The sequence below is a fragment of the Hymenobacter metallilatus genome, from assembly GCF_003944705.1.
Lineage (GTDB): Bacteria > Bacteroidota > Bacteroidia > Cytophagales > Hymenobacteraceae > Hymenobacter > Hymenobacter metallilatus.
Genome location: NZ_RWIS01000004.1, coordinates 110,234 through 134,987 on the forward strand (window position 1 = coordinate 110,234; position 24,754 = coordinate 134,987).

The 24,754-nt window shown below is 61.4% G+C and carries 21 protein-coding genes; 10 read left to right on the forward strand and 11 right to left on the reverse strand.

All coding sequences use genetic code 11. From position 1 onward, the window contains the following. The first annotated feature begins 16 nt into the window (after positions 1-16). From EI290_RS07940 to EI290_RS07955, 4 genes are all read left to right on the forward strand, one after another. A complete protein-coding gene (locus EI290_RS07940) occupies positions 17-1,342 on the forward strand; it encodes an NAD(P)/FAD-dependent oxidoreductase (RefSeq protein WP_125428471.1) in 1,326 nt (441 codons plus the stop codon). Between the two features lie 42 nt (positions 1,343-1,384). Next, positions 1,385-1,612: a hypothetical protein gene (locus EI290_RS07945; protein ID WP_125428473.1), complete on the forward strand. Its 228-nt coding sequence runs from the start codon at positions 1,385-1,387 to the stop codon at positions 1,610-1,612. 245 nt (positions 1,613-1,857) lie between these two features. After that, on the forward strand, positions 1,858-3,255 hold the full coding sequence (locus tag EI290_RS07950; protein WP_125428475.1) for a 4Fe-4S binding protein: 1,398 nt from the start codon (positions 1,858-1,860) through the stop codon (positions 3,253-3,255). A 17-nt stretch (positions 3,256-3,272) separates the two neighbouring features. Then, positions 3,273-4,430 (forward strand): formylglycine-generating enzyme family protein, encoded by a 1,158-nt coding sequence (locus EI290_RS07955; RefSeq protein ID WP_125428477.1) that lies wholly within the window; start codon positions 3,273-3,275, stop codon positions 4,428-4,430. Positions 4,431-4,439: 9 nt separating this feature from the next. On the opposite strand, the gene EI290_RS07960 is transcribed toward EI290_RS07955, so the two are convergent. Then, on the reverse strand, positions 4,440-5,009 hold the full coding sequence (locus EI290_RS07960) for a hypothetical protein (RefSeq protein WP_125428479.1): 570 nt from the start codon (positions 5,007-5,009) through the stop codon (positions 4,440-4,442). Positions 5,010-5,033: 24 nt separating this feature from the next. Further along, positions 5,034-5,753, reverse strand: a complete 720-nt coding sequence (locus tag EI290_RS07965; RefSeq protein ID WP_125428481.1) for a GAF domain-containing protein — start codon at positions 5,751-5,753, stop codon at positions 5,034-5,036. 255 nt (positions 5,754-6,008) lie between these two features. Here EI290_RS07965 and EI290_RS07970 point away from each other — a divergent pair, with 255 nt between their 5' ends. The 3 genes from EI290_RS07970 to EI290_RS07980 all read left to right on the forward strand — a co-directional run bounded on the left by EI290_RS07970 (position 6,009) and on the right by EI290_RS07980 (position 9,763). After that, entirely contained in the window at positions 6,009-6,722 is a 714-nt protein-coding gene (locus EI290_RS07970; RefSeq protein ID WP_125428483.1) for a glycosyltransferase family 2 protein, read from the forward strand. A 157-nt stretch (positions 6,723-6,879) separates the two neighbouring features. After that, complete coding sequence (locus EI290_RS07975; protein WP_125428485.1) at positions 6,880-8,367, forward strand: cellulose synthase family protein; 1,488 nt, start codon at positions 6,880-6,882, stop codon at positions 8,365-8,367. Continuing rightward, entirely contained in the window at positions 8,360-9,763 is a 1,404-nt protein-coding gene (locus tag EI290_RS07980) for a hypothetical protein (RefSeq protein ID WP_125428487.1), read from the forward strand. Before EI290_RS07975 ends, EI290_RS07980 begins: the two co-directional genes overlap by 8 nt. Here EI290_RS07980 and EI290_RS07985 read toward each other — a convergent pair. The 6 genes from EI290_RS07985 to EI290_RS08010 all read right to left on the reverse strand — a co-directional run bounded on the left by EI290_RS07985 (position 9,729) and on the right by EI290_RS08010 (position 14,255). Further along, a complete protein-coding gene (locus EI290_RS07985) occupies positions 9,729-10,676 on the reverse strand; it encodes a hypothetical protein (RefSeq protein ID WP_125428489.1) in 948 nt (315 codons plus the stop codon). The two genes, EI290_RS07980 and EI290_RS07985, sit on opposite strands and share 35 nt — an antisense overlap. A 29-nt stretch (positions 10,677-10,705) precedes the next feature. Then, positions 10,706-11,332 carry a TIGR04282 family arsenosugar biosynthesis glycosyltransferase gene (locus EI290_RS07990; protein ID WP_125428491.1) on the reverse strand — a complete coding sequence of 209 codons (627 nt, stop codon included), beginning with the start codon at positions 11,330-11,332 and terminating at the stop codon, positions 10,706-10,708. Positions 11,333-11,457: 125 nt separating this feature from the next. Further along, entirely contained in the window at positions 11,458-12,009 is a 552-nt protein-coding gene (locus tag EI290_RS07995) for a rhodanese-like domain-containing protein (RefSeq protein WP_125428492.1), read from the reverse strand. 116 nt (positions 12,010-12,125) lie between these two features. Next, positions 12,126-12,674, reverse strand: coding sequence for a heme NO-binding domain-containing protein (locus EI290_RS08000; RefSeq protein ID WP_185816899.1), 549 nt, complete (start codon positions 12,672-12,674; stop codon positions 12,126-12,128). A gap of 121 nt (positions 12,675-12,795) precedes the next feature. Beyond that, on the reverse strand, positions 12,796-13,695 hold the full coding sequence (locus EI290_RS08005) for an anti-sigma factor (protein ID WP_125428495.1): 900 nt from the start codon (positions 13,693-13,695) through the stop codon (positions 12,796-12,798). Between the two features lie 2 nt (positions 13,696-13,697). Next, positions 13,698-14,255 (reverse strand): RNA polymerase sigma factor, encoded by a 558-nt coding sequence (locus EI290_RS08010; RefSeq protein WP_246008889.1) that lies wholly within the window; start codon positions 14,253-14,255, stop codon positions 13,698-13,700. Positions 14,256-14,494: 239 nt separating this feature from the next. Here EI290_RS08010 and EI290_RS08015 point away from each other — a divergent pair, with 239 nt between their 5' ends. Further along, positions 14,495-15,859 (forward strand): NAD-dependent succinate-semialdehyde dehydrogenase, encoded by a 1,365-nt coding sequence (locus EI290_RS08015; protein ID WP_125428499.1) that lies wholly within the window; start codon positions 14,495-14,497, stop codon positions 15,857-15,859. A 417-nt stretch (positions 15,860-16,276) separates the two neighbouring features. Continuing rightward, on the forward strand, positions 16,277-17,062 hold the full coding sequence (locus EI290_RS08020; protein ID WP_125428501.1) for an oxygenase MpaB family protein: 786 nt from the start codon (positions 16,277-16,279) through the stop codon (positions 17,060-17,062). An 11-nt stretch (positions 17,063-17,073) separates the two neighbouring features. Here the strand turns inward: EI290_RS08020 and EI290_RS08025 are convergent, their stop codons facing one another. The 3 genes from EI290_RS08025 to EI290_RS08035 form a co-directional block, all read right to left on the reverse strand. Then, complete coding sequence (locus tag EI290_RS08025) at positions 17,074-17,841, reverse strand: YdcF family protein (RefSeq protein ID WP_125428503.1); 768 nt, start codon at positions 17,839-17,841, stop codon at positions 17,074-17,076. A 371-nt stretch (positions 17,842-18,212) separates the two neighbouring features. Continuing rightward, entirely contained in the window at positions 18,213-18,560 is a 348-nt protein-coding gene (locus EI290_RS08030) for a thioredoxin family protein (RefSeq protein WP_125428505.1), read from the reverse strand. Positions 18,561-18,848: 288 nt separating this feature from the next. Beyond that, complete coding sequence (locus EI290_RS08035; protein ID WP_125428507.1) at positions 18,849-20,627, reverse strand: DUF885 domain-containing protein; 1,779 nt, start codon at positions 20,625-20,627, stop codon at positions 18,849-18,851. A gap of 397 nt (positions 20,628-21,024) precedes the next feature. Between EI290_RS08035 and EI290_RS08040 the strand changes: the two genes are divergently transcribed. Continuing rightward, on the forward strand, positions 21,025-24,744 hold the full coding sequence (locus EI290_RS08040; RefSeq protein ID WP_125428509.1) for a type IIG restriction enzyme/methyltransferase: 3,720 nt from the start codon (positions 21,025-21,027) through the stop codon (positions 24,742-24,744). Positions 24,745-24,754: the final 10 nt, after the last annotated feature.

The following is a 24,754-nucleotide window of genomic DNA, read 5'->3' on the forward strand; positions in this document are numbered from 1 at the left end:
CTTTCGGATTCTGCTTATGCACCTGGTCATCATTGGAAATGGTATTACCGGCGTTACCTGCGCCCTCACGGCCCGGCGGCTCCGGCCCGAGGCCCGCATTACGCTGGTAGCCGAGGAAAGCCCCCACCATATTTCGCGCCCGGCCCTGATGTACGTGTACCTGGGCCACCTGCGCCTCCCGGATATTAAGCCCTACGAGGACTGGTTCTGGGCCGAAAACCGCCTGGAGCTGGTGCACGCCACCGCCACCGCCTTCGATGCCCAGGCCCGGACCGTGCAGCTCAGCACCGGCGCTTCACTGGCCTACGATGCGCTGCTGCTGGCCACCGGCTCGCGCAGCCGCCCGGGGCAGTGGCCGGGCCGGGAACTGGCCGGCGTGCAGGGCTTTGTTACCCTGCCCGACCTGGCCCAGATGACCCGCGACACCCACGGCATCGGGCAGGCCGTGGTGGTCGGCGGCGGCCTGATTGGCATTGAGCTGGCCGAAATGCTGGCGGCAAAGGGCGTGGCCGTAACCATGCTGGTGCGGGAGGCGCATTACTGGGGCTCGGTGCTGCCGCCCGAAGAAGGCGCTTTGGTGCAGCGGCAGCTGGATGCCCACCACATTACCGTGCGTTACGCCACCGAGCTGGACGCCCTGCTCCCCGATGGCCTGGGCCGGGTACGGGCTGTGCGTACCCGCACCGGCGAGGAACTGCCGGCTCAGTGGGTAGGCCTGGCCATTGGAGTGGAACCCAACACCGACCTGGCCCGCACCGGCGGCCTGGAGGTGGCCCGGGGCATTCTGGTGGATGAGCTGCTGCGTACCAGCGCCCCGCAGGTATACGCGGCCGGCGACTGTGCCCAGCACCGCCAGCCGGGGCCCGGGGAGCTGGCCGTGGAGCAGCTCTGGTACACCGGCCGCCAGCAGGGCGAAACCGTGGCGTATGCTATCTGCGGGCAGCCCCGCCCCTACCGCCGCGGTGTGTGGTTCAACTCGGCCAAGTTCTTCGACCTTGAGTACCAGACCTACGGCCGCGTGCCCGCTCGCCCCGACCCGGCCGAGCACAGCTTCTGCTGGCAGCACCCCAGCGGCTGCCACCTGCTGCGCCTGAATTTCCGGTCCGATACCCTGGCCGTAACGGGCGTGAATGTGCTGGGCCTGCGCCACCGCCACGAAACCTGGCACCGCTGGCTGCAGGCTGGTACGCCCGCCCCCCAGGTGCTGGCCGAGCTGGGAGCTGCTAACTTCGACCCCGAGTTTTTTCGCCGGTACGAGGCCGATATTGTGGCGGCCTTCAACCAGCAGTTTCCGCAGCATCCGGTGGTACGGCAGCGCCGTACAGGCTGGTTTGGGCGGTAAGCACCGGTTGGTGCGGCTTCACCTGTTTTTTTCTTTTTGCGGATGGATTTCTCCAAGCTATATCACCCCAACGCCCTCAACAGCTTCCAGTTCATTGCCGTGGTGGGAGCCATTATGAGCGGCGGCGCGCAGCTAATTATCCGGCTGCTGGACCACGCCCAGCCTGAGGGCTACAACTACCTGTATCTCTGCTGGCTGGCCCTTTACATTGGCGGCACCCTGCTCAACTACTTCGGCAAACCCTCCAGTGGCCACCATCATCATCATTGAGTTGTGAGCAGCACGTCATTATGAGCATGTGGCGCATCAAGCCAGGGACGGAGCGGAGCCGAAGAATCTCACGTGCTGGCGTTGCCAAACGAACTGTCATTCCGACGCAAGGAGGAATCTCGCGTGTTGATGTCTGAATAGCGTAGCAACGTCAGCACACGAGTTTCCTCAGCTGCACCCGGAATGACGTGCTACTTTTTATCCCATCACCTCATCCCTTCCTTCCCCTCACCTTCCCAACCCTCATGACTACTGCTCCTGTTTCGCCGGTTTCGGTGCCCGAAAAGCTGCTGCTGGCCGTGGTGGGGCTGGGGTTGCTGCTGTTGCTGCCGGTAGCGTTTGATGCTGACGCCCAGCGGGCCCGGCTGTGCTTTTTTGCGGCCCTGGGACTGCTCAGCGCGGGTACACTGGGCTGGAGTTGGTGGAAATTCGGGCGGGGGCCGGCCGGGGTGCGCCAGAACAACCTGTGGCTGCGGGCCAGTACCGCCCGCGGGGCCCTGGCCTGGCTTATGGCCGTGGTGCTCACGGGCTTCTACGTGGTGCTCTACTGGTTCAGCGCCGACAACGGCCAGGGCAATTTCGGGCCGCTCAACCAGCTCGTGCACGCCCTCGACCCCGTAAGCCAGGCCCTGCGCCACCGGCCCGCCGACCAGTGGTTTCTCTACGGCACCTTCTACACCCTGGCCGTGCTGCTAATGGGCGGGCGGGCCCTGTGGAAGTACCGTCACTCGCCCTACCAGCGCGTGCGCACGGCGTCGGTGATGTTCTTCCAGCTGGGCTTTGCCTTTCTGCTGCCGGGGCTGCTGCTGGCTTTTCAGCGGCCTGAGTACTATTTCAGCTACTTCTGGCCTCTCAAGTACGACTATCTGTTTCCGGGCACCGTGGGCTACCTGCTGAAAGACGGCGGCCCGGCCCTGGGCGTGTTCATGGTGTTTTGGGGCGCGGTAATGTCGTTCGTGGCTACGCCGGTGCTAACCTACTTTTTCGGGAAGCGGTGGTATTGCTCCTGGGTGTGCGGCTGCGGAGGCTTGGCCGAAACCGCCGGCGACCCGTACCGCCACCTCTCCGACAAAAGCCGCACCGCCTGGCGCTGGGAAGTCCGCCTGATTTACCCCATCCTAGGCTTTATTGTATTGGTCACGGTGCTGCTGTGGCTGGGGGCGGCGGGGGCGCTGCCGGGCTGGTTTACCACGCCCCGGCAGTCGGGCCTGCCACTGGTAAGTGGTCTGAGCCCGGTGGATGGGCTGAGCAAAGTGTATGGCTTTTTCATCGGCTCCATCTTCTCCGGCGTTATTGGCGTGGGCTTCTACCCCCTGATGGGCAGCCGGGTGTGGTGCCGCTTTGGGTGCCCGATGGCCGCTTACCTGGGCCTGCTCCAGAAGTACTTTTCCCGCTTCCGCATCAGCACCAACGGGGGCCAGTGCATCAGCTGCGGTAACTGCTCCAACGCCTGCGAAATGGGCATCGATGTGAAGCAGTACGCCCAGCGCGGGGAGCCCATTATCCGGGCCTCCTGCGTGGGCTGCGGGCTGTGCAGCACCGTCTGCCCCCGGGGCGTACTCAACCTCGAAAACGGCCCGCGGGAGGGCCGCTACCAGGCGTCGCCGCTTATTTCGGCCGATTCGCTGCGGATTTTGGGGTAAGCCGTTAGCTTGCGGCTATGAATCACCCGCTTTTCCTGGGCCGAACTTGCTGGCTGGCTTCTGTTCTGCTGTTGATAAATGCCTGTGTCAGTATTAAGCCCAGCAGTAGGCTGTCAGGCCGGTACAGCGCCTACACCGGACAGCCAATTATCGGCTCTGGCCTCACTTGGCCGGGCGATACGACCACCGCAGTTCGCTGGCAAAAGCCCGGGCTGGTAGTCATTGATATAGAAGATCCGGCCCAACCCATCTACCGCGGGTTCAAGGACAACGAAGTTGTACGCATGGATGATTGCGTACTACCTCCTGCCACGCAATTGGGGCAACTGGTAGCGCAAGCCCAGAACGCAACCAAACACACGCTGCAATTTCCGGGCAACCTGCTGCTTCCCGGCGTCAGCTACCGCCCCGATGAAGCGGAGGTGTCCAATCTGGAATGGCAGCAGTTCATCCGGTATCTGGAATTTGAAGGTAATGCTGGTCTGGCTGCTCAGATGTGGCCCCGCCGGGATGTCCTCCCTAATCCAGATTACTTCACTGACCCTTTTTATTTCCTTTACCCGGTAGTAGGCATTAGCTACGAACAGGTTCAGGCCTATTGTCGCTGGCGTAGTCAGCGCGTCACACTCCTGTTTCAGCAGGGGCAGCCCGGCAGGTTGGGGCTGGCCCTCGATACGCTACACCCCGATTTTGTACGCATTACCTACCGTCTCCCAACCGAGGCTGAATGGGAATACATGGCGAATGCAGGCACCAATCAGCCTCAGGCCCTGCCTTGCCTGGAGCAGCCGGCCCGGGTAGATCCAACGGCGGCAGCTTACCTCAAACGGCGTGCTGGCATCACCCAACCAACGGAGCAGGTAAAAGCCCGAATCCTTGCGTTTAACCGCCAGACAAAGTCACTTCCAACAATTCGTTACCGTTGGTCAGCGCCGGATTTTATGGTTCTGAACACGCCCGATTACGTATACGGGCTGGTGCCAACTCCTTTTGGCTTATACCAACTGGCAGGCAATGCCGCCGAAATGGTGCAGGAACGGGGCGTGACCAAGGGTGGCAGCTACCTTGATCCGCTGGAGGCCTGCGCCATTAAAGCACGCGGCACCTACAACGGCCCGGCTCCCCACATTGGGTTCCGGTGCGTGTGCGAGGTATCGTACCCGAACCGGAAGTAGCTTCGGCAGCTAAGCCCCCGTGGCGCCGCGCGGCTTCAGGCGCAGCTCCAGCACGCGGGTGTCCTCGTTGCTCCAGATGAAGTTGCGCACATCCTCAACCCGGAAGACCACCAGCCCATCGGGCGCGCCGTACTCGGTATAGCACTCCATGAGTACCTGCTCCTGCGTGAGCCGGCGGATGTAGCCGTAATAATCCATACCCAGGTGGGTGTACACGTTCACGAGCTGGCCCAGCTGGTGCGCCCGCTCCAGCAGCAGCGGCACTGTCACGTACTCCTGCTCCAAAAACGGCGGCGACTTGAGCCCGGCATACACCTTATCCAGATTATCGGCCTTGAACTCCACGTGGCGGATGTACTGGTCGTCGAAATCAACCTGAAACACTTCCAGCATATTGAACGACTGAATAGCCGTGGGCATTCCGTCGCGGTTGATGATGCGCAGCATCACTACCTCATCGGAAAAGCTGACCACGTAGCCCACCGAAAACCGCCCCGGCTCGCTCTGGCTGGTACGCACACCTAAGAGTCGTTTTTCCTGGCGGGCCCGCCCGAATATTTCCTGAAATAAGCTTGACATGCAAAAGGAGTTGCGGATAAGACGTTACGCCTGCCCCGGAGCATCAAATTCGGTCAGGTGCTGCTGCAGAATTTGCCGCAGTGCCTGAAGCCGGCGCTGCATGGGCGCATACTCACCCACGTTAGCCGATATAGTTCCGAGCCGGCTGGTGAGGTAACGGACCAGCGCCGCCTCATCCGTCAGCAACTGCTGTAGCTCCTGCTGCACCACTTGCCAGTCGGCAGAGCGGTTGTGGGCCAAGTATTGCCGGCGCAGTTCAATGGTAAGGCCAGCCAGCCCGGCCAGGGCTGTGAGCAGTTCCCGCTCCTCGGGGGTAATGGCGCGAGCCTCCCGACCAATCACGCACAGAGAGCCGATATTGCTGCCATCAGGCATGCGAAGAGTCGCGCCGGCGTAAAACTGTAGCCCCGCCGATTTGGCAACGTAGGGACTGATAAGGCTGCAGCTTTCCTCCGATAAGTTAGTATAGGCCAGCACCTCATCCTGTAAGATAGCCGCCGAGCACAGGCTGTCCGGCCGGGCGACGCGCTCCACCCCCGGCAGGCCAGTGTTGGCTTTGAAATACACTTCCTGCTCATCCACCAAGGAAATCAGCGAAATAGGCAGGTTGAAAAGCTGGGCCGCCAAGGCTACGTACTCATCAAAGATTGGCTCGGGCGTGGTGTTCAAAATTCGGTACTGATGCAGGCTGCGGAGTCGGGCGGCGTCATCGGGCGGAATCAGGGAAGCAGGCAAGTGATTCATAAAGCTGGTAAAACAGGCGGGTAATAAGCACGAAATCCCGGGCAGAATACGCCCCCCGATACCACGAACTTACGTAATTATCAGCCTCTCCCCTAAGCAGCAGACTGCCAGGTGTATGAACCCGGCCTTTGCAGCGAACAGCGGCCAATTCGGCCACAGGAAGCTCCTGTTCGGCAGGATCAACGGGCTTTGTGGCGGCTTGATGCCTGTTTAGCCCCGACACCTGTGCATCTTTGCAGCTTCAACTCGCTGCCCATGCCCACTCCCGCCCCTCGTCCGTCCGTCATCGATGTGATTATTCCGGCCTTCAACGAGGAGCAATCTATTGCTCACGTGCTGGCCGAAATTCCGCAAGGGCTGGTGCGCGAAGTGCTGGTGGTGGATAATAACTCCCGCGACCAGACCGGGGCCGTGGCGGCGGCGGCCGGGGCCACGGTGCTGCGGGAACCCCGGCCCGGCTACGGCCACGCCTGCCTGGCCGGTATGGCCCGCTGTTTCGGCCGCCCGGCCGCAGAGCAGCCCGATATCATCGTGTTCCTGGATGGCGACTACTCCGACTACCCCGCCGACATGACGGCGCTGGTGGCTCCACTGCTACGCCAGGAGGCCGATCTGGTGATTGGCTCCCGGGCTCTGGGCCAGCGCGAAGCCGGCTCTATGCTGCCCCAGCAGCTGTTCGGCAACTGGCTGGCTACTACTCTGCTGCGCTGGCTCTACGGGGCCCAGTTCACGGATCTGGGTCCGTTCCGGGCAATCCGGCGGGAGGCCTTGCTGCGTATTGGCATGCAGGATACTACCTACGGCTGGACGGTGGAGATGCAGCTGAAGGCCGCTAAGCTGGGGCTGCGTTCCGTGGAAGTACCCGTACGCTACCGCCGCCGCATCGGCGTCAGCAAGGTATCGGGCACGGTGAAAGGCACCCTGGGGGCCGGCTACAAAATTCTGTGGACGATTTTCCGCTACCTCTAGGATTTGGGATGAAGGATGAGGGATTCGCAAATAGTAGCGGGCCGGTCAGCAACCACCGCAGCAGCCTTACATCCTACGCCCAACCCCAAAATCATTCATCCTACGTCCTTCATCCTTTGTCCCTCATCCCTCACCCACTCATCCTTCATCCCTATAAATGCTCGTTCTGCAAATCGTATTGATAGGGCTTTTTGGGCTGTGCCTGCTGTTGCTGGCAGGCTTTAGTCTCACGCAGTGGCAGCTTACGCGGCTGGCCCGCCGGGCCTACGCGGCCCCGCCCGAGCCGGAGCCGGTTGTGCCGACCGAGTGGCCCCGGCTTACGGTGCAGCTGCCTCTCTACAACGAGCAGTACGTGGTGGAGCGCCTCCTCGACGCCTGCGCCGCCCTGCGCTACCCGGCGGCGCGCCTGCACGTGCAGGTACTCGATGATTCTACCGACGCCACGGTGGAGCTGGTGGCGGCCCGGGTGGCACAGTACCAGGCCCGGGGCTTGCGCATCGACCATGTGCGCCGCCCCAACCGGGCGGGCTACAAGGCCGGGGCCCTGGCCCATGGTCTCACCCTTACGGATGGAGAGCTGATTGCCATCTTCGACGCAGACTTTCTGCCCGAACCAGATTTTCTGGAACGAGTGGTGCCCCATTTTTTTCGGGATGAGCCCAGCGGCCCGCGCACCGGTGTGGTGCAAACCCGCTGGGGCCACCTCAATGAAGAGTATTCCCTGCTGACGACGCTGCAGGCCTTCGGGCTGAACGCGCATTTTCTGGTGGAGCAGCCGGGCCGGCAGGCCGGGGGCCACTTTCTCAACTTCAACGGCACGGGCGGCATCTGGCGGCGCAGCTGCATTGAGGATGCCGGGGGCTGGAGTGCCGATACGCTTACCGAAGACCTGGACCTGAGCTACCGGGCCCAGCTACGGGGCTGGCGGTTCCGCTACCTGCCGCAAGTGGCCGCCCCGGCCGAGCTGCCCGCCACCATGGACGCCCTCAAGTCGCAGCAGTTCCGCTGGACCAAAGGGGCCGCCGAAACGGCCCGCAAACACCTGGGTGCCGTATGGCGCTCCGGACAGCCGTTCAGCACCCGCCTCTACGCCACATTCCATTTGCTGAACAGCTCGGTGTTTGTGGCCATTCTGCTGATGGCGGTACTAAGCGTACCGCTGGTATTTGTGCGGGCGCTGGGGGCCGAGCAGCTACGGCCGGCCTTCCGGCTGGCCTCGTTGTTTCTGCTGGCACTGGGGCCGCTTGTTTTTTATTTTTATACGGCCTGGCAGCAGGCCGTGCGCTACCGCACCCCGCCAAGCCCGGGCTTCGCGGGCCAGCTGGCATTGTTTCTGGCGTTTTCCATGGGCCTGAGTCTGCACAACGCCCGGGCGGTACTACTGGGCTTACTAGGTCAACGCAGCGCCTTTATCCGGACGCCCAAGCTGGGGCTGCTGCAGCGGCAGGGCTCCTGGCGGGGCCGACACTACCGCACCGAACGGCTCCTGAGCGGCCTTACCTGGCTGGAGGGTGTGCTGATGCTGTATTTCGGCGGGGGCATTGCGGCCGGGCTGTATTTGCGGGAGTTTGGCCTGCTGCCCACGCACCTGCTACTGACCACCGGGTACGGCCTGGTGTTCTACCACTCCCTGCGACATGCCTAGGCCCGGGCTGGCAGTAACTTCGCGGGCCGGGCAGTGGGCAGCGCTGCTGCTCAGTGCCGGTGCCTACGGCCTGCTGGCCTACGCTACCCCGCGCACCCATTTTACCCAACTGCTGGGGTTGCTGGCCGTAGCTTTCGGGGCGTACGTTGCGCTGCTGAAATCCGGACTTTCCCTACGGCTGGGCCTGGGCGCGGCCCTGGTGCTGCGCCTGCTCTGGCTGCCGGCCCTGCCAACCCTCTCCGACGACTACCACCGCTTCCGTTGGGACGGCCTGCTTCTTTCACATGGCGTTAACCCCTACCAGCACCGTCCCGATGAGCTGGTGGCCGTGCCTCAGGCACACCAACAGGAAAATGTTCGTTTACAAGTCCGGCGGGCAGGGTTGATTGTATTACTACAGCGCCTCTATCCCCGGTTGAACTCCCCGCACTACTATTCCGTGTATCCACCGGTTTGCCAGGGCCTGTTTGGGCTGGCGGCGGGGCTGTATCCGTACTCCGAGCTGGGGTTTGTGCTGGTGCTGCGCCTGTGTATTCTGCTGGCGGAGGTGGTTTCGGCTTCTGTGCTGCTGGCGTTGCTGCGGCACGCGGGCTTACCACCCCAACAGGCGCTGTGGTACCTGCTCAACCCGCTGGTCATCGTGGAGCTGACCGGCAATCTGCACTTTGAAGCCCTGGTCATTAGCTTTTTGCTCCTGATGCTCTGGCTACTGGTCCGCCACCAGGCGGCGGCCGGCGGCATGGCCCTGGGGCTGGCCGTAGCCACCAAACTACTGCCGCTGCTGGTGCTGCCGCTGCTGGTGCGCCGCCTGCGCGGCTGGCAGCTGGGGTGGTTAGGCGCGGGCCTGTTGGGCATTTTGGCGCTGCTATTTGTGCCGTTTCTGAGCCCGGAACTGCTACGCAACATCGGCCGGAGCCTGAACCTGTATTTCCGCAGCTTCGAGTTTAATGCCAGTGTGTACTACCTGCTGCGGGCGGCGGGCCAGTGGTATTACGGCTACAATGCCATTGCCCGCCTGGGCCCGGCGCTGGCGCTGGCCGTCGCGCTGGGCGGCCTGATACTGGCGGCCGTCGAGCGGCGCCTCACCTGGGCTACGTTGCCCCGTACCCTGCTCCTGCTCCTGACGCTGTATTTCCTGCTAGCCACCACCGTGCATCCCTGGTACCTGACGCCGCTGGTGGCCCTGAGCGTGTTCACGCAGGCTCGCTACGCGCTGGTGTGGTCGGGTGTGGCGGTCCTGTCCTATGCCGCCTACCGCACGGCGGCTTACTCCGAAAACCTCTGGCTGGTGGCTCTGGAGTATACCGTAGTGCTGGCGGCGCTGCTCTGGGATGCCCGGCAAGGCCACCTGGGCCGCTACGCTACTGCGCCGTGGCAGAATCGGCAGCGGGCGTAGCAGCAGCGGCAGTGGGCTTACCCTGGGGCCAGTAAGCGTAGCGTTGCACTGCTTTCAGCCATAGGTTGCGACCGTCCCAGGTGGTTTGGCGCAGCAAAAGGTTAGGATAGACCTTAGCAAACCAGTACACATTCTGCCTTTGGTCAGTGAAGGCCACGCGCACCCGCCAAGCTGGTTCTTTGGTATCGGCGGTCAGGGCATCTTCAACTTTTATCTGGGCCTTATAGAGCGTGGGCGCCGGCGCTTTGCTGGTTTGCTGCAGCTCGTACACCGAAGCTTCAAACGCCGGGCGCTCCTCGAAGCGCAGGCTACGCAGGGTATACGGCAGGGCGTCTTCAAACAGTACATCATGCCGCAAAGCCCGCTGTCCGGCGCCCTGCCCATCCCAATAAGAGTTATACTGCTGCTGGTACTGCAACCCATCGTCGGTAATGGCCTTGAAGGTGTTGCCGCACCACTCCTGCGACGACGACGTGAGCTTGTGCAGCTGCACGGGCTGGTCGCGGCGGAAAAACAGGGAGGTCAGGAAATGATAGGGGTAGTTGGGCGTCGGAATACTGCAGAACTGGTTCACCTTGATTACCGGAAACACGTCCTGGCGCTGGTAATCATCCGTCTTGACGTTGTACTGCTGATTAAACTCCTCCTTTACCGTAATCAGAGTATACTCAAACCGGCGCGGCTCCCCATAAATAACCCGCTCAGCATCATAAGTGGCCACCTCTGCCTTGCCGTCTTCCCACAGCGGATTCATGGCCCATTGCATCCGGAACGGGCCACCCCGGCGCGTAAGCGGGTTATCCTGAGGAATAGGTGCCGCCGTTTGGGGGGCTTTCTTATCGGAACCGGAGGAGCAGGCAGACAGGCTGGCGGCCAGGCCCATTCCCACCGTAAACAGGGTTACACAACGCATAGCAAGGGAAACAGAAGCTCAAGAGTGCGCTATACTACGCGCAAACCCGGCACTAATGTTCGGCCGCTGCTGGTTTGCCAGGCTTTCAGGTCGGCCCCGGTATCGATATCCTGCAGCTCGGGCAGCTGGTGCAGCCGTAGCTGCAGGCGGCGGATGTCGGCCAGGGTTTCGGCCCGCACGGTGGCAGTGCTCCAGCTTTTCGCCTGAAATAACTGCGGATACAGCTGCCTCATTCCCAGCAGGTAGTAGCCTCCGTCGGCAGCGGGTCCCAACACTACATCGTGAGTGAGAAGGGCCTCAAATGCTTCCGTTAGCAGCGCCGTAGTCAGGCCCGGACAATCAGTACCAATGATGAGCACCCGCCCGGCTTGCCGGGCAAAGGCATGGGCAAAGGCCGTCTGCATTTTCTGACCCAGGTCGCCGGCGGGCTGTAGCAGGGGCTCGTAGCCGGGCCATTCGGGGGCCGGCAGGGGGGCAGCCGGGGCTTCGGCCAGCCACACCGTTTTGTGCACCGCTAAGGGTGCCACCACGGCGCGGGTATGGGCCAGCAGTTCCTGGTACACCGCCAACGCGCCTTCCGCGCCAATATCGGCGGCCAGCCGGGTCTTCACCCGGCCCAGCTCCGGATGACGGGCAAAAATCAGCAGGTGCGGCATGGGTGGTTGGTAGTTACTAGTTGTTGGTTGCTAGTTGTTGGTTACTGGTTGGTAGTTGTTGGTTATTGGATCGGTTGCTCTGCGCCGAAGTAATAACCAACAACCAGCAACTACCAACCAGCAACTCATTCATACACGGGGGTGCCTTTTTTCAGCCAGGGGCGCCACAGCGCCGAGTACGGGTGCACGTTGGTGGTGGCACCTTGGGCGTTTACGACACCGTATCCTTCATTCAGCCACTGAAAAATGCCGCCATAGAGGTTGTGTACCTGTTGGAAGCCCTGCTCCCGCAGCCAGGCACCTACCTGTTCGCTCCGGGCTCCTACTGTGCAATACACCACTATCGGCTGGGTTTTAGACAGAGCGCTCAGGTCAGTTTGCCGGTACCGGTCGAAGTCCACGAACCGGGCTCCACGCAAATGGCTTACCCGGTATTCAGCGGCCGTGCGCGTATCCAGTAGCAGCACTCCGGCGGATGGCTGCTGCAGCAGCGCCGCCAGGTTGGCTGGCCGCACAACCGGCACCGTTTGCTTGTAAAGCAGCTTAAGCATGTGGTCGTAGGCCGTCATGTCGGGGGAGGATGGCGTACTGGCGCGTTGCTGCCCGCAGGCCGTACAGGCTACCAGCAACAGTAGCCCCAGCAGCGCCCCAAAGTAGGGGCGGGATGCTACGGTCAAAGGAAATGAAACGAGGGTGCGCACGGTGTAGTGGATGTGGGTTAGCAGATTGACTGCCGCGTATTAGCGCAAGCTTCACCCGGGTACGAGAGCCGCAATCCGGCACTTGGCCCGCTTTACTGAGGCTTCGTCCGACGCACTCGAATACGAACCTGCTCCCCGTTTTCGGAGGTGGTAGGCTCCACGCTGATCTGGTCGGCTTCGTCGTAGTATTTCGCCACGCCGCGCACAATACCCACGGCCAGCCCCCCCATGCGTCGCTTGGATACATAGTCGATAAATAGCTCGTCGGCCGATACGCGGGTCACGTGCAATACCGGCGGTGCGTTTTCGGTGTGCTCCTGCCGTACCTGCCGGTGCATGGTACTTTCCGTGTGCTCCAGCATGTCCAGGGTGGTCCACTCCGGCTGCAATAGGCGCTGGTACATGTACATCAGGTCGGGTACCAGGTACTCGCCAAACTTTTCATGCAGCTCGTCGGCCGACAGCCCGGTCATGGTAGCAGCCTCTCCTACCAGCCGGTACATGTGCTCATCGGGGTACACGTGTTTGTGGTCGAAGTCGGCCGCTGTCAGGCCCGATACCTCCAGCAGCCGGATCCAGGTGCTATGGTCGTACTGGGTTTGAACGTAGCGCTTGAGCAGGGTGAAGATGGTGCCGTGCACAGTAATTGAGCTAAGAAGGAAGACGGGAAGATAGGCCGTTTTACCCAAACTGACCAGCATGGCAACAAAAGGGAGCAGACCACTTGCGCGGCCTGCTCCCTTTTTCACGCTTACTTCGGCCTTAGAGGTTGCCGATTACCGTCAGGGTACTCATGGTGGGCGAGGGTACGCCACCAGCGTCTTCCACGGTCATAGCAAACGCCTGAGCACTGGCAATGTCCTTCATCTGCTGGATACTGTCGCCGGCGGCCGTAGCGGAAGCCAGCATACCGGCATCCACGGGCTTGCCATTGTCGAGGGCCCAGAGCTGATACTGCTTGCCGGCGGGCGGAGCGGGCAGGTTGCGCACATCCACGTACACGGCGTTGGTTTTGGCATTGTAGTATACCCGTGCCAGGGCTTCCGGCGCTTTGGGAGTGCCTTTCAGCTCCACTGGGCGGAAGTCGGCGCTCCGGAGCACGGCCAGTTGCTGGTCCCGCTCGTTGAGGGCCGCCTGCTGGGTTGCTGCGTAGCGCGACTGCGCCGTTTGGGCCACTTCCAGATTAGCTTCTGTTTCCTGCAGCCGGCTATAGAGCAGGTAGTTGCCCAGGCCACTCAGCAGCAGCAAAGCCACCGAAGCCGCAATCAGCCATTTCAGGCGGCTGGGTGCCTCCTGAGGTGCGGATAGCTGGCGCACTACGGCCCCATCGGAGCCGGATATGGGCGTGGTTGGGGACGCGGAGGCCGTCATCAGGGGCGCGGAAGCCGGAACGTCGGCCGTCTGAATCAGCTTTTCCTGTTCTGCCGTGTTCCGGATAGCCTGCTGCCAGCCCTGTAGTACCCGCTCCCGCATATCGGCCGGAGGGGTTACGGCGTGGGCCTCAGCGTAGGCATCCAGCCCGCTTATCACTTGTTGTAACTCCCGGTGTACTTCCGGGTGTTCCCGTGCGATGCGCTCCACTTCAGCGCGCTCGACCTCATTGAGTACGCCCAGGGCGTACTCCTCAAGGATGCCAGATTCGATATACTCCTGGATGTTCACGATTACCGAATCAGTTTAGAGAGTACTTTAATAGCCGCCCGGGCCCGGGTTTTTACCGTCCCGAGGGGTAGATTCAGTTCTTCTGCCACTTCGCTTTGCGTAAATCCGCCGAAATAAAGCAGGTCCACGATTTGCCGCTGCTCCGGATTCAGCTGGTTCGTCATTTCCTGCAAGCCAATGTGCTCAGGCCGGAACGAGGGTTCGGCGGCCTGACGCAGCGCTGCACTTTCTTCGATTGGCTGCGTACGGCTACCTACGCGGTACTGTCGGGAGCGGATTTTGTCGATGGCTAAATTTCGACACACATTCATCACCCAGGTAAACAGACGCCCCTTTTCGGCATCGTAGGATGGGAAGGAATGCCAGATTTTGACCATAGCTTCCTGCAGGACGTCCTCGGCTATTTCTTCCTTCTTTACAATGCGCAGAATAACGCCGTAAAGAGCCGCGGAGTATTTGTCGTAGAAGATGGTCATGGCCCCTTCGTCCCGGTCGCGCAGGCGTTGCACGAGCAGGACTTCGGTTTCGAGGGCAGCTGACTCAGGAGTGGTGGCAGACACGGGCAGCAACTAAAGGAAACAGGGCGGCAACAGAAGCCAAAACCCCGCGGATGAAACGAAAGTACACGATAAACCTAAATTTCGGTGGCACACGCACCGGAATGTGCAGCCACACAGCCGAACTCCAAGGCTACGGCAGAGCCTGGGCCGAAGTTTCGGCAAGCTAACCTCCGGGTAGCCCGGCTTGTTTACTTTCACTTCGAATAGCGGGCTATGCCTGCTCTCCTACTTCTTTTCCCATGCCCATCGAATCCCTCAATCCCTATACCGGCCGCGTAGAGCGGCGCTTCCGGCCCTTTAGCTGGGCCAAAACCGAGGCCATTGTCGGGCAGGCCCACCGGGCATTTGCCCAGTGGCGCACCACGTCCTTTGCCCACCGGGCCCGCCTGATGCACCGCGCCGCCGAGCTGCTGCGGGAGCGGCAGGACGAGCTGGCCCGCCTGATGGCCGTGGAAATGGGTAAGCCCGTTACCGATGGCCGGGCCGAAGCCCTCAAGTGTGCCCTGTGCTGCGACTACTACGCCGAGCACGCCGAGCAGTTTATGGCGGATGAGGAGATAAAAACGGAGGCCCGGCGCAGCTTTATTGCCCACGAGCCCCTGGGCATTGTGCTGGCCGTAATGCCCTGGAACTTCCCGTTCTGGCAGGTGGTGCGGTTTGCGGCCCCGGCCCTGATGGCCGGCAACGTGGGCTTGCTCAAGCACGCTTCCAATGTGCCGCAGTGTGCTCTGGCCCTGGAAAAAATCTTTCACGATGCCGGCTTCCCGCCCGCTACCTTCCGCACCCTGCTGGTTGGCTCCGAGGCCGTTGAAAAGCTGTTGGAGGACGACCGGGTGCGGGCCGTGACGCTGACCGGCTCGGAGCCGGCCGGGGCGGCCGTGGCCGCCGCCGCGGGCCGCCAGATCAAGAAAACCGTGCTGGAGCTGGGCGGCTCCGATGCCTTCATTGTGCTGGCCGACGCCGACCTGGAGCGGGCCGCCAAAACCGCCGCCCAGGCCCGCATGATTAACGCCGGCCAGAGTTGTATTGCCGCCAAGCGCTTCATTGTGGAGAAGCCAGTGGTAAAGGAATTCATTGCCAAGATGAAGACCCACTTGCTGGCCTTCCGGCCCGGCGACCCGCTGGACGCGGCCACCCAATACGGCCCCCTAGCCCGCCCCGACCTGGCCGACGAGCTAACCCAGCAGGTGGAGGACTCGGTGCGGCAGGGCGCGAAGGTGGAGCTGTACGGCGGCCAGAGCAAGCCCGGCACGGCCCTGTTCCGCCCCATGATTCTGAGCCATGTGCGGCCCGGCCAGCGGGCGTATTCGGAGGAGCTTTTCGGGCCCGTAGCCATCATTCTGGAAGCCAAAGACGCCGACGACGCTATCCGCCTCGCCAACGACTCGCGCTTCGGGCTGGGCGGCTCCGTCTGGACGCGCGACGCTGCCCGGGGCCAGGCGCTGGCCCGGCGCGTGGAGGCGGGGGCGGTATTCGTCAACAGCATGGTGAAGTCGTCGCCGGAAATGCCTTTTGGGGGCGTGAAAAAGTCTGGTTACGGCCGGGAGCTTTCCCACCTGGGCATCCGCGAGTTCGTCAACCAGAAATCCATTTGGGTGGCTTAGGACGAAAAGCCGCAGCCGAAGAAAGTGGAGTAGCCCCGGCCTGGGCTTAGGCCTGAGCCTGTGCGGACAAGTAGTAAAAGGCCGCCGCAGGCTTTCCAACCCCGGTTGCGGCGTAGAGCTAGAAAGCTAGTTCCCCTCCTTGGAAAGGAGGGGCTAGGGGTGGTTGATCTTGCATTAGAACGGTTGCTAGAGCTAGTTTCTAGTTCACGTTCAACAAATCAACCACCCCTAGCCCCTCCTTTCCAAGGAGGGGAACTAGCTTTCTAGCTCTATGCCGCAACCTGTATTTGTTAAGATACCTATCCAGTACTCCACGTTTGTGTAACCATACTTTGAAATACAAAGTAATTTGTATTATTATTGCATATCTATTCCGGCGCTCCAATTGCCGGAAGTCAGGTTGACACGTTTGGCTGTATGGAGTATTTCGTAGCGCAGAATTCGGTGGTGCGCACCATTTGGGGCAAGGCCGATACCGTGCTGTTTATTTTTGCCGGGGCCGCCGCCGAGTTTGCCCTCAACAAGACCGTCGACTGGCTGTACTTCACCGGCCGCCTCCCCGCCGACCCGCTGGGCCGGCTGTTTTCGACGGTGGAATACGCCCGTCGCATTGTGTTTGCCGACCGGGCCGGGGCCGAGCAGGCCATTGACACCATTGCGGCCATTCACGGGGCGGTGGAGGCCAAGCGGGGCCAGGCCATTCCGGCCTGGGCCTACCGGGACGTGCTGTACATGCTCATCGACTACTCCATCCGGGCGTTTGAGCTGCTGGAGCGCAGGCTCACCGAGCCCGAAAAAGCGGAAATATGCGCCGTATTCTGCCGGGTGGGCCGGCGCATGGGCATTCCGGACCTGCCCGCCACGTACGCCGCCTGGCGCACGGACCGCCAGGCGCATCTGGAGCAACACCTGGTACGCAGCGCCTTCACCACCGATTTGTACCGGCAGTACCGCAAACACCTGGGGCCGGTGCGCTACCGGCTGCTGGTGCAGGGGCAGCGGCTGGTAGTGCCGACGGTGGTGGGGCAAGAGCTTCGGCTCGGCAGTTTTTCCTGGCTGCGGGGCGTAGTGCCGCTGTACCGCTACGCCCAGCATACGGCACCCTTTCGGTGGCTGAAAACCAGCCTGCTGCCCCCGGACTACCGTGCCCAGGTGGCCGCCCTGGATGTGGCGCCGGCACCCCGGTTTCACCGGGCCGCTTAGGCCCTGCTTAGCTAGCAGTAGCCCAGCACGTTATACACCACATAGCCGGCTATTTCGTGCAGCAGAATACTCCATAGCAGCAGCGGCTGGTCGTTGGGAAGCAGCCAATAGCCCAGGCTAAACTTTCGGTCGGAGGAGTAGTAGCCGGCCGGGAAGGGCGTGGGGCGCAGGCCCACCTTCGCAAAGCAGCCCACGGCCCGGCGCTGATGAAAAGCGGAGGTAATGAGCACGGTGGAGCGGATTTCCGGGTGCCGGGCCAGCAGCTCCTTGGTATAGAGGGCGTTTTCGTGGGTATTGCGGCTGCGGGTTTCCAGCAGAATGTCCGGCTGGGGCACGCCAGCCAGGCGCAGCAGTATTTCCAGCTCCCGGGCTTCGGTTTGGGCGGCCGGCCCGCCCAGTGCCCCCGAGCCGCCGCTGATGATAATGCGCCGGATGCGCCCGGCCCGGTACAGCCAGAGAGTATGCAGCAGCCGGTCGGCGCCCTGCTGCACGTACACCCGGTCGTGGGGCGACTTGCTGCCCTCGGTGATGCCTGTGAGCAGAATACCGGCGTCGTGTACACCTACCGCGCGCAGGGTAACGGGCGGCTTTTCCCAGGCCAGCAGGGCCTCATTCACCAGCGCAGAATTGGTGAACACCAGCAGGCCGATGGCCGCGGCCCATAGCAGCCGTCGGCGCCAGCGCGTACTGCGTACCAGCAGGCCCAGCAGCAGCGGGCTTACCAGCCAGATGGTTGGCGACAACACGAAATCCAGCACTTTGGAAAGAATAAAAAACATAGCCGCAAAGCTAGGCCGGGAATTCCTGACCAAGCTTTGCGGCGCTGGTTTTTATTCAGTTTGCGTAGGGCTACTCCAACGGGAACTGGAAACTAGTTTTAACCCAAGTTGCCGAGTAGCGGCTAGAGCTAGTTCCCCTCCTCAGATGAGGAGGGGTTAGGGGTGGTTGATGCGGATAGAACGGTTTTTAGAGCTAATTCTAATTATCGTTCAACGCCTATCAACCACCCCTAGCCCCTCCTTTCCAAGGAGGGGAACTAGCTCTAGCCGCTACTCGGCAACTTAGGCTACTTGGAAATTCAGTTGCCGTGCCAACATGCGCCCGTTATGCTGAGCAGTGTTACTCCGTAATGCGGAGTATATAACTGAGCCTATGCCAGCTGCGGGGCCACATCGGTGCAGCTTTGCAGGTTTTGCAGCATCTGCAGCACTTCCTCCGTCTCGTGCAGGGTGTCGCACTCCACCAGCTGCCCCCGGCAATACGATACAAAGAATGGCGCTACTCTGGTATCCATCATTTTGCGGGCTACCGGATTTTCGCTGGCATCCAGGCGCAGAAAGGCCGTGCTCCGGAAACGCTCATCCAAGGAAAAACCCTCGAAAGGAGGAGCCAGCAAATCACATACCGGGCAGTTGGCCGAAGTGAACTTGGCAATTACCCGCGGGAAATCGTGAATAAGGGTGCGCAACCCCTCGTCGTTGGTATCAATTACTTTCATGCAGTAGGCTGCTTGATGGGGTGAAACCGGCCGAGGCACAAGCCTGGGTGAGCTTCCTGGGCAGACAACCTATGCGTGCCGGAAAATTCCCTCCCGGCACGAATTTTTTCTTTCTAAAACAAGACACCTACCTAGGCAGAAACTACCCCACCCTCCGGCCAGGCCATTCGCCTGGTCCGCTGCTTCCCGAATGGGTAAGGCGCTAACTGGCCGTGGGGCTAGTGGTTCTGGTCGTTGCCTGCTGGGCAAGCACGGCGCAAACGGACGGTTGCTTTCGGCACAGCGGCCTTAGTCCTGCTTGTCCGGCTGCAGCATCATGTGCCGAATGTACTTAACGGGGGCGCTGCCGTAGCTCAGAAACTGCTCGTGAAAGGCTTTCAGGTTGAACGCCGAGCCTTGCTGCCGCTTCAGTTCCTCCCGCAGGTCATAAATTTCGGTGGAGCCGGTGAAGTAGCTGCTGAGCTGCACCTGGCTGAGGGTAGCGCGCAGCCACTTGTTGCGGGCCTCGGCTTCCTCCTGAAACCCATCGCGGCGGAGCAGGGCCACGGCGGCGGCTTCGGTAATGGCGCCGGCCTGCACCTCGTGGTCGAGGATGGCGTTGAGGGTTACGCGCATATTCCACTTGTCCCACATCAGCCAGATTTCGTCGGTGTTGCCGCCGTAGCCGCTTTCCAGCATCATCCGCTCGGTGTACACGGCCCAGCCTTCAATCATGGCCCCGTTGCCAAAGATGGATTTGATGAGCGAGGGGCTACGGTTGGCGTACACCAGCTGGGTGTAGTGGCCCGGAATGGCCTCGTGGATGTTGAGAATCTGGAGGGTGTACTGGTTGTACTCGCGCAGGTAGCTTTCGGCGCGGGCGGCGGACTGGCCGGTAAGAGGCTCCACGTTGTAGTAGGTATTGGCAGCCTTGTCGTAAGGGCCGGGGGCCGAGATGCTGGCGCCCGCCCCGCTGCCGCGCATATAGAGCGGGGTTTCGCGCACTACCAGCGGCTTGGTGGGGTCCTGGGTGAGCAGGTGGTGGTCATCTACCCATTTCACCAGGGTGGGCATCTGGTCCTGCACGGCCTGCACGAAGCCCGCGGGCGTGGCGTGCTGCTGCGAGAGGCGGCCGATAACCTGCTGCACTGCCGCCAGCGAATCGGGGGGCAGGGGCTGGCCGGGGAAGTACTTCGGGTAGAGGCGGGCCGCCCGCCGTTTCATGTCGCGCAGCAGCTCCTGCTTATGGGCCAGGGCCTTGCGGTACACCTGCTCGGCGGAGTAGGTGGACTGAATATCCAAGGCGAACTTGCGGGCGAACAAAGCCTTACCGATGCGGAAGGAGCGGAACTGCCCGGCCGGCAGCACCTCCTGCTGCAGAAAGCGCACGTAGCCTTCCATGCTCAGGCGGGTGGTGGCTATGCGCCCCAGCAGATCCTGCTTTTCCCGCGCCGACAGGCCCGATTTGGCCACCGAATCCTGCAACGCCTTCCCGAACACCTCCAGCCCGCCCTGGTTCTGGCGGATGGCCAGGTCGGTATGCTCGCGGGTGGGGCGCTGGATGTTCTGCTTGGCGGCCTCGTAGTAGTCGACCACCCGGCTCAGCTTGCTGCTGATGGCGCGCAGGCGGCGGTCCAGGGGCCAGTAGCGGCCGTTGAGGATGTCGGCCACCGAGCCGCCGATGTTGTAGTTGGCCGGGTTCCACTGCCAGTCGCGCAGGGTATCGGCGTAAAAGCCAGCCGACTGCAGGTAGTTCTCCATCAGCCGGAAATCGGTCTGGTTGTTCACTGACAGCTCTTCTACCCGGAACGTTTTCATTTCCTGGCGGCGGCGGGCCAGAGCGGCGGCTTCGGTCTGGCGACGGCCGGCGGTGGGCACCACCAGCAGCGAATCGTAGCGGTGGTAGCCCTGGCCGCTGGCCCACTCGGGGTTGTAGTACCACAGCGAGTCGATGAAGCGCTGCTTATACCGGTCGAAGTCGGCATTCACGGTTTCCGGGATGCCGGAGGTGGGTTTGCTGCCGGAGTTGCAGGCCGCCAGGGTCAGCAAGCCGGTGAGGGGAAGTAGAGAAGCGTAGCGGTGGAGCATGTACGGTCGGGTTTGGGGCGCAAGGTAGCGCCGAAAGGACGCGGATTGGTAGTGGGCGTTGCCCCAGTAGCGCGCAGCTCCGCTTCGCGCACGAGCGAAGCGAGTATCGGGCGTAAGGTGCAGGCGCGTAGGAACCCAGTAGCGCGCAGCTCCGCTTCGCGCACGAGCGGAGCGAGTATCGGGCGTAAGGTGCGGGCGCGTGGGAACTCGCCGGTGGCTCGTGCGCGAAGCGGAGCTGCGCGCTACTAGCCGTCGGCGGGTATCCAATCCTGCACCTTACGCCCGATACTCGCTCCGCTCGTGCGCGAAGCGGAGCTGCGCGCTACTGGCGCACGAGTAGCGGCTGCGTGTCAGCACGCTTAAACTCGCCCGGCCTGCCGTATCTTGCTGCCACCCTATGAAGCTATCCGCCCAGCAACCTTCCCAGGCCCTCGACCTGGCTTATCGTCGTCAGAAAACCAACCGCGCCACCCTTACCGCCTTCGAGGCCGCCCGCCAGGCTTTACTGCCCGAGCTGGACGCGGCCAAAGACGAGGCCGATATGGTGCAGCCTATCATCCGCTTCCTGCGCGCCGCCGGCCTCCCGGGCTACTACCTCAACTCCCACGGCAAGCGCGACTTAGTAATGCGCACCGGCCCCGACGCGGCCGACCCGTTTGGGGTGCTCTTCGAGCTGAAGCACCGCAAAAACCCCGGCGAGATGGTGCGCCCCGATAACCTCAACCGCAAGGCGCTGCACGAGCTGCTGCTCTACTACTTCCAGGAGCGCACCTCCGAGCAGCAGCTGCCTGAGCTGCGTCAGCTCATCATTACTACCGGCTACGAGTGGTTCATTTTTGATGCCCACGAATTTCACCGGGTGTTCTGGAAGTACACCGAGCTGCGCCAGTGGTTTCAGAAGTACAAGCAGGGCCAAACCACTTCCGGCGATACGTCTTTTTTTTATCAGCACGCCCGCGAACTGCTCGACAAGCTCGAAACCGAAGTTCGCTTCACCTACTTTACCCTGGACCCGCGCGACGACGCCGGCCAGCGCCGGGGCCTGGGCGAGCGGGGCCTGCTCTGGCTCAGCAAAGTATTCTCCCCGCCCCACTTGCTCAAGGAGCCCTTTGCTCAGGATGCCAACACCCTCAACCGGGCCTTCTACGAGGAGCTGCTCTACCTCATGGGCCTGGAGGAAATCAAGGACAAGGGCCGCAAGCTCATTCAGCGCTGCGCCCCCGAGCGGCGGCAGCGCGGCTCCCTGCTCGAAAACACCCTCACCCAGCTCCGGGCCGAGGACATGCTCCGCAACCTGCCCCCCGAGGAGCTGAGCACCTACGGCGACACGCCCCCGCAACAGGCCGAAGGTATAGCCCTGGCCCTCTGCCTGACCTGGGTGAGCCGCCTGCTGTTTCTGAAGCTGCTGGAGGGCCAGCTGCGCCGCTACCACCAGCCCGGCAACGCCCAGCCCTTCCGCTTCCTCGACCCCCAGCAGCTCAAGGAGTATGACCTGCTCAACCGCCTGTTCTACCGCATCCTCAACCGCCCCACCCCCGAGCGGGAGCAGCCCGAGGCCGACCTTTACCCCCACGTTCCCTACCTCAACTCCTCCCTCTTCGAGCCCTCCGCCCTGGAGCGCATAACGCTGCGCATCTCCGGCCTCGACGATATGATTCCGCTGCCGCTGCTGGGCAGCCGGGCCACCGGCAAAACCCACCGCTCGGTGCTGCGCCAGGATGCCACCGGTGCCGCCCCCACCGCCCTCACCTACCTGCTGCGCTTTCTGGATGCCTACGACTTCGCCTCTGAGGGAGCCGAGGAGGTGCAGGACGACGAGCGGCCCCTGATTTCGGCAGCTGTGCTGGGCCTCATCTTTGAGAAAATCAACGGCTACCGCGACGGGTCCTTCTACACGCCCGGCTTCATTACCATGTACATGTGCCGTCACACCCTGCGCCGGGCCGTGGTGCGCCACTTCAACGAGCGGTACGGGTGGGCCACCGAAACCCTGGACGAGCTGCACGAGCAGCTGGCCGACGCCGGCCCCAAGCGCCGCCCCGAGTTCAGCCAGGCCTACAACGAGCTGCGCGTGCTGGACCCCGCCGTGGGCTCCGGCCACTTCCTGGTATCGGCCCTTAATGAGCTGCTGGCCATCAAGAGCGAGCTGGGCCTGCTGCTGGATGAGGAGGGCAAGCGCCTGCGCTACCGCTTGGCCGTGGCCCGCGACGAGCTGGTGGTAACCGCCGACGAGGATGCCAGCCTGTTTGAGTACCGCGCCCACTACGACGAGGCCACCCGCACCCGCCGCGTGGGCCCCGAGCACACCCGCCTGCAAAGCGCCCTGTTCCGGGAGAAGCGCCACCTCATCGAGCACTGCCTCTACGGCGTGGACCTCAACCCCAACTCGGTGCGCATCTGCCGGCTGCGCCTCTGGATTGAGCTGCTCAAGCACGCCTACTACACCCCCGCCAGCCACTACCAGGAGCTGGAAACCCTGCCCAACCTGGAGCTGAACATCCGTAGCGGCAACTCCCTCATCAGCCGCTACCCGCTGGGGGCCGACCTCACGGCCGTGTTTCGCAACAAGGACTTTTCGCTGGCCGCCTACCGCCGGGCCGTGGGCGAGTTTTTCTCGGCCCGGGGCCGGGAGCAGAAGCAGGTGCTCGAAGACTTTTTGCAGCGCCTCAAAGACCAGTTCCGCACCGATATTCAGCGCCACGACCCGCTGCTGAAAAAGATAACCCGGGCCAAGGAAGACCTGCTCCGGGCCGAGCTGGACCAGAAGCCCGACCTCTTCGGCAAGGCCCGCCTCACGGCCGAGGATGCCTGGGCCAAGCAAACCACCGCCCGCCTCAACCTTGAAAAGCTGGAGCAGGAGCGCCAGCAGCGCGAGCAGGGTGCCCTGTTCCGCGACGCCTTCGAGTGGCGCTTCGAGTTTCCCGAAGTGCTCAACCCCGACGGCTCCTTCCGGGGCTTCGATGCCGTGCTGGGCAACCCTCCCTATTTGACTGGAACTGCGCTTAAGATGTATGAGACATATTTTAGGGAGAATTATAAGACAGCTCAATACCAACTTGACCTGTATGTACTTTTCATAGAACAGGCTATCAACCTACTTTTTGATGGTGGTTCACTCTCTATGATAATACCAAACTCGTGGCTTAAAAATTCTTCAATGAATAAGCTACGAATGTTTATTGATGATAAATTAGAAATAGATTCGATAGCACCTAATATTTCACAAGTGTTTAAAGAAGCATCCGTAGACACTTTAATTATAAGCGGATTTAAAAAGGGCAAGCAATTTATCGAATCTTCAATAAACAAGATTCAAATTATTAGTATTGATGAATCAGCGCAGCACATCAGACATGAAGTCAGTCAGACAAGGTTTAGAGAAAACGAAAACTACTTGTTTGATGTTGAGTCTGATGAGAGGATCAATGTTGTATTGAACAAAATGAGAAATAACGGTAGGCCATTAGACTTCTACTGTGATATTTCCTTTGGATTCAGAGCTTATGATGCTTATGCAGGTCAAGCGGCTGAAACTATCAGCAATAAGGAGTATCATTCAGATTTCGCAAAAGACAAAACTTTTGTGCCATATATTCACAGCAAGCATATAGGCTCCTTCTACCACAATTGGAATGGCCAAACATTTATTAGTTATGGAAATTGGCTTGCGGCACCCCGTGAAGAGAAGTATTATCAAGGAAAACGCATAGTTATGCGCGAAATAATTGGCAATACTTTCGTAGCCACTCTTCTCCAGGAAGATTTAAAAGTAGACAGAACTCTTTATATAGCAAAACCCAAAGAATTTATTCATCTAACAGCCGAATATATACTAGGCATTGTTTCATCAAACATTTTAACAAAATACTTCCGCTATGCTAACAATGAATTCGATGCGTTATTTCCGAAGATAAGACTGAAAGAATTCAGGAATCTCCCCATCCCCGCCGCCACGGCGGAGCAGCAGGCGCCCATCGTGGCGCTGGTGGAGCAGGTGCTGGCCGCCAAAGCCGCCGCCCCCACCGCCGATACCCAGGCCCTGGAGCAGCAGATTGATACGCTGGTGGCCCGCCTCTACGGCCTCACCCCCGAGGAGCAGGCCCTGCTCTCGGCCTAGCGCCGGTTGG

What these genes read in the sequence shown, in the direction of transcription:
- EI290_RS07940 (WP_125428471.1), top strand. Translation starts at nt 17, where the DNA reads ATGCACCTGGTCATCATTGGAAATGGTATTACCGGCGTTACCTGCGCC.
- EI290_RS07945 (WP_125428473.1), top strand. Translation starts at nt 1,385, where the DNA reads ATGGATTTCTCCAAGCTATATCACCCCAACGCCCTCAACAGCTTCCAG.
- EI290_RS07950 (WP_125428475.1), top strand. Translation starts at nt 1,858, where the DNA reads ATGACTACTGCTCCTGTTTCGCCGGTTTCGGTGCCCGAAAAGCTGCTG.
- EI290_RS07955 (WP_125428477.1), top strand. Translation starts at nt 3,273, where the DNA reads ATGAATCACCCGCTTTTCCTGGGCCGAACTTGCTGGCTGGCTTCTGTT.
- EI290_RS07960 (WP_125428479.1), bottom strand. Translation starts at nt 5,009, where the DNA reads ATGTCAAGCTTATTTCAGGAAATATTCGGGCGGGCCCGCCAGGAAAAA.
- EI290_RS07965 (WP_125428481.1), bottom strand. Translation starts at nt 5,753, where the DNA reads ATGAATCACTTGCCTGCTTCCCTGATTCCGCCCGATGACGCCGCCCGA.
- EI290_RS07970 (WP_125428483.1), top strand. Translation starts at nt 6,009, where the DNA reads ATGCCCACTCCCGCCCCTCGTCCGTCCGTCATCGATGTGATTATTCCG.
- EI290_RS07975 (WP_125428485.1), top strand. Translation starts at nt 6,880, where the DNA reads ATGCTCGTTCTGCAAATCGTATTGATAGGGCTTTTTGGGCTGTGCCTG.
- EI290_RS07980 (WP_125428487.1), top strand. Translation starts at nt 8,360, where the DNA reads ATGCCTAGGCCCGGGCTGGCAGTAACTTCGCGGGCCGGGCAGTGGGCA.
- EI290_RS07985 (WP_125428489.1), bottom strand. Translation starts at nt 10,676, where the DNA reads ATGCGTTGTGTAACCCTGTTTACGGTGGGAATGGGCCTGGCCGCCAGC.
- EI290_RS07990 (WP_125428491.1), bottom strand. Translation starts at nt 11,332, where the DNA reads ATGCCGCACCTGCTGATTTTTGCCCGTCATCCGGAGCTGGGCCGGGTG.
- EI290_RS08015 (WP_125428499.1), top strand. Translation starts at nt 14,495, where the DNA reads ATGCCCATCGAATCCCTCAATCCCTATACCGGCCGCGTAGAGCGGCGC.
- EI290_RS08020 (WP_125428501.1), top strand. Translation starts at nt 16,277, where the DNA reads ATGGAGTATTTCGTAGCGCAGAATTCGGTGGTGCGCACCATTTGGGGC.
- EI290_RS08025 (WP_125428503.1), bottom strand. Translation starts at nt 17,841, where the DNA reads ATGTTTTTTATTCTTTCCAAAGTGCTGGATTTCGTGTTGTCGCCAACC.
- EI290_RS08030 (WP_125428505.1), bottom strand. Translation starts at nt 18,560, where the DNA reads ATGAAAGTAATTGATACCAACGACGAGGGGTTGCGCACCCTTATTCAC.
- EI290_RS08035 (WP_125428507.1), bottom strand. Translation starts at nt 20,627, where the DNA reads ATGCTCCACCGCTACGCTTCTCTACTTCCCCTCACCGGCTTGCTGACC.
- EI290_RS08040 (WP_125428509.1), top strand. Translation starts at nt 21,025, where the DNA reads ATGAAGCTATCCGCCCAGCAACCTTCCCAGGCCCTCGACCTGGCTTAT.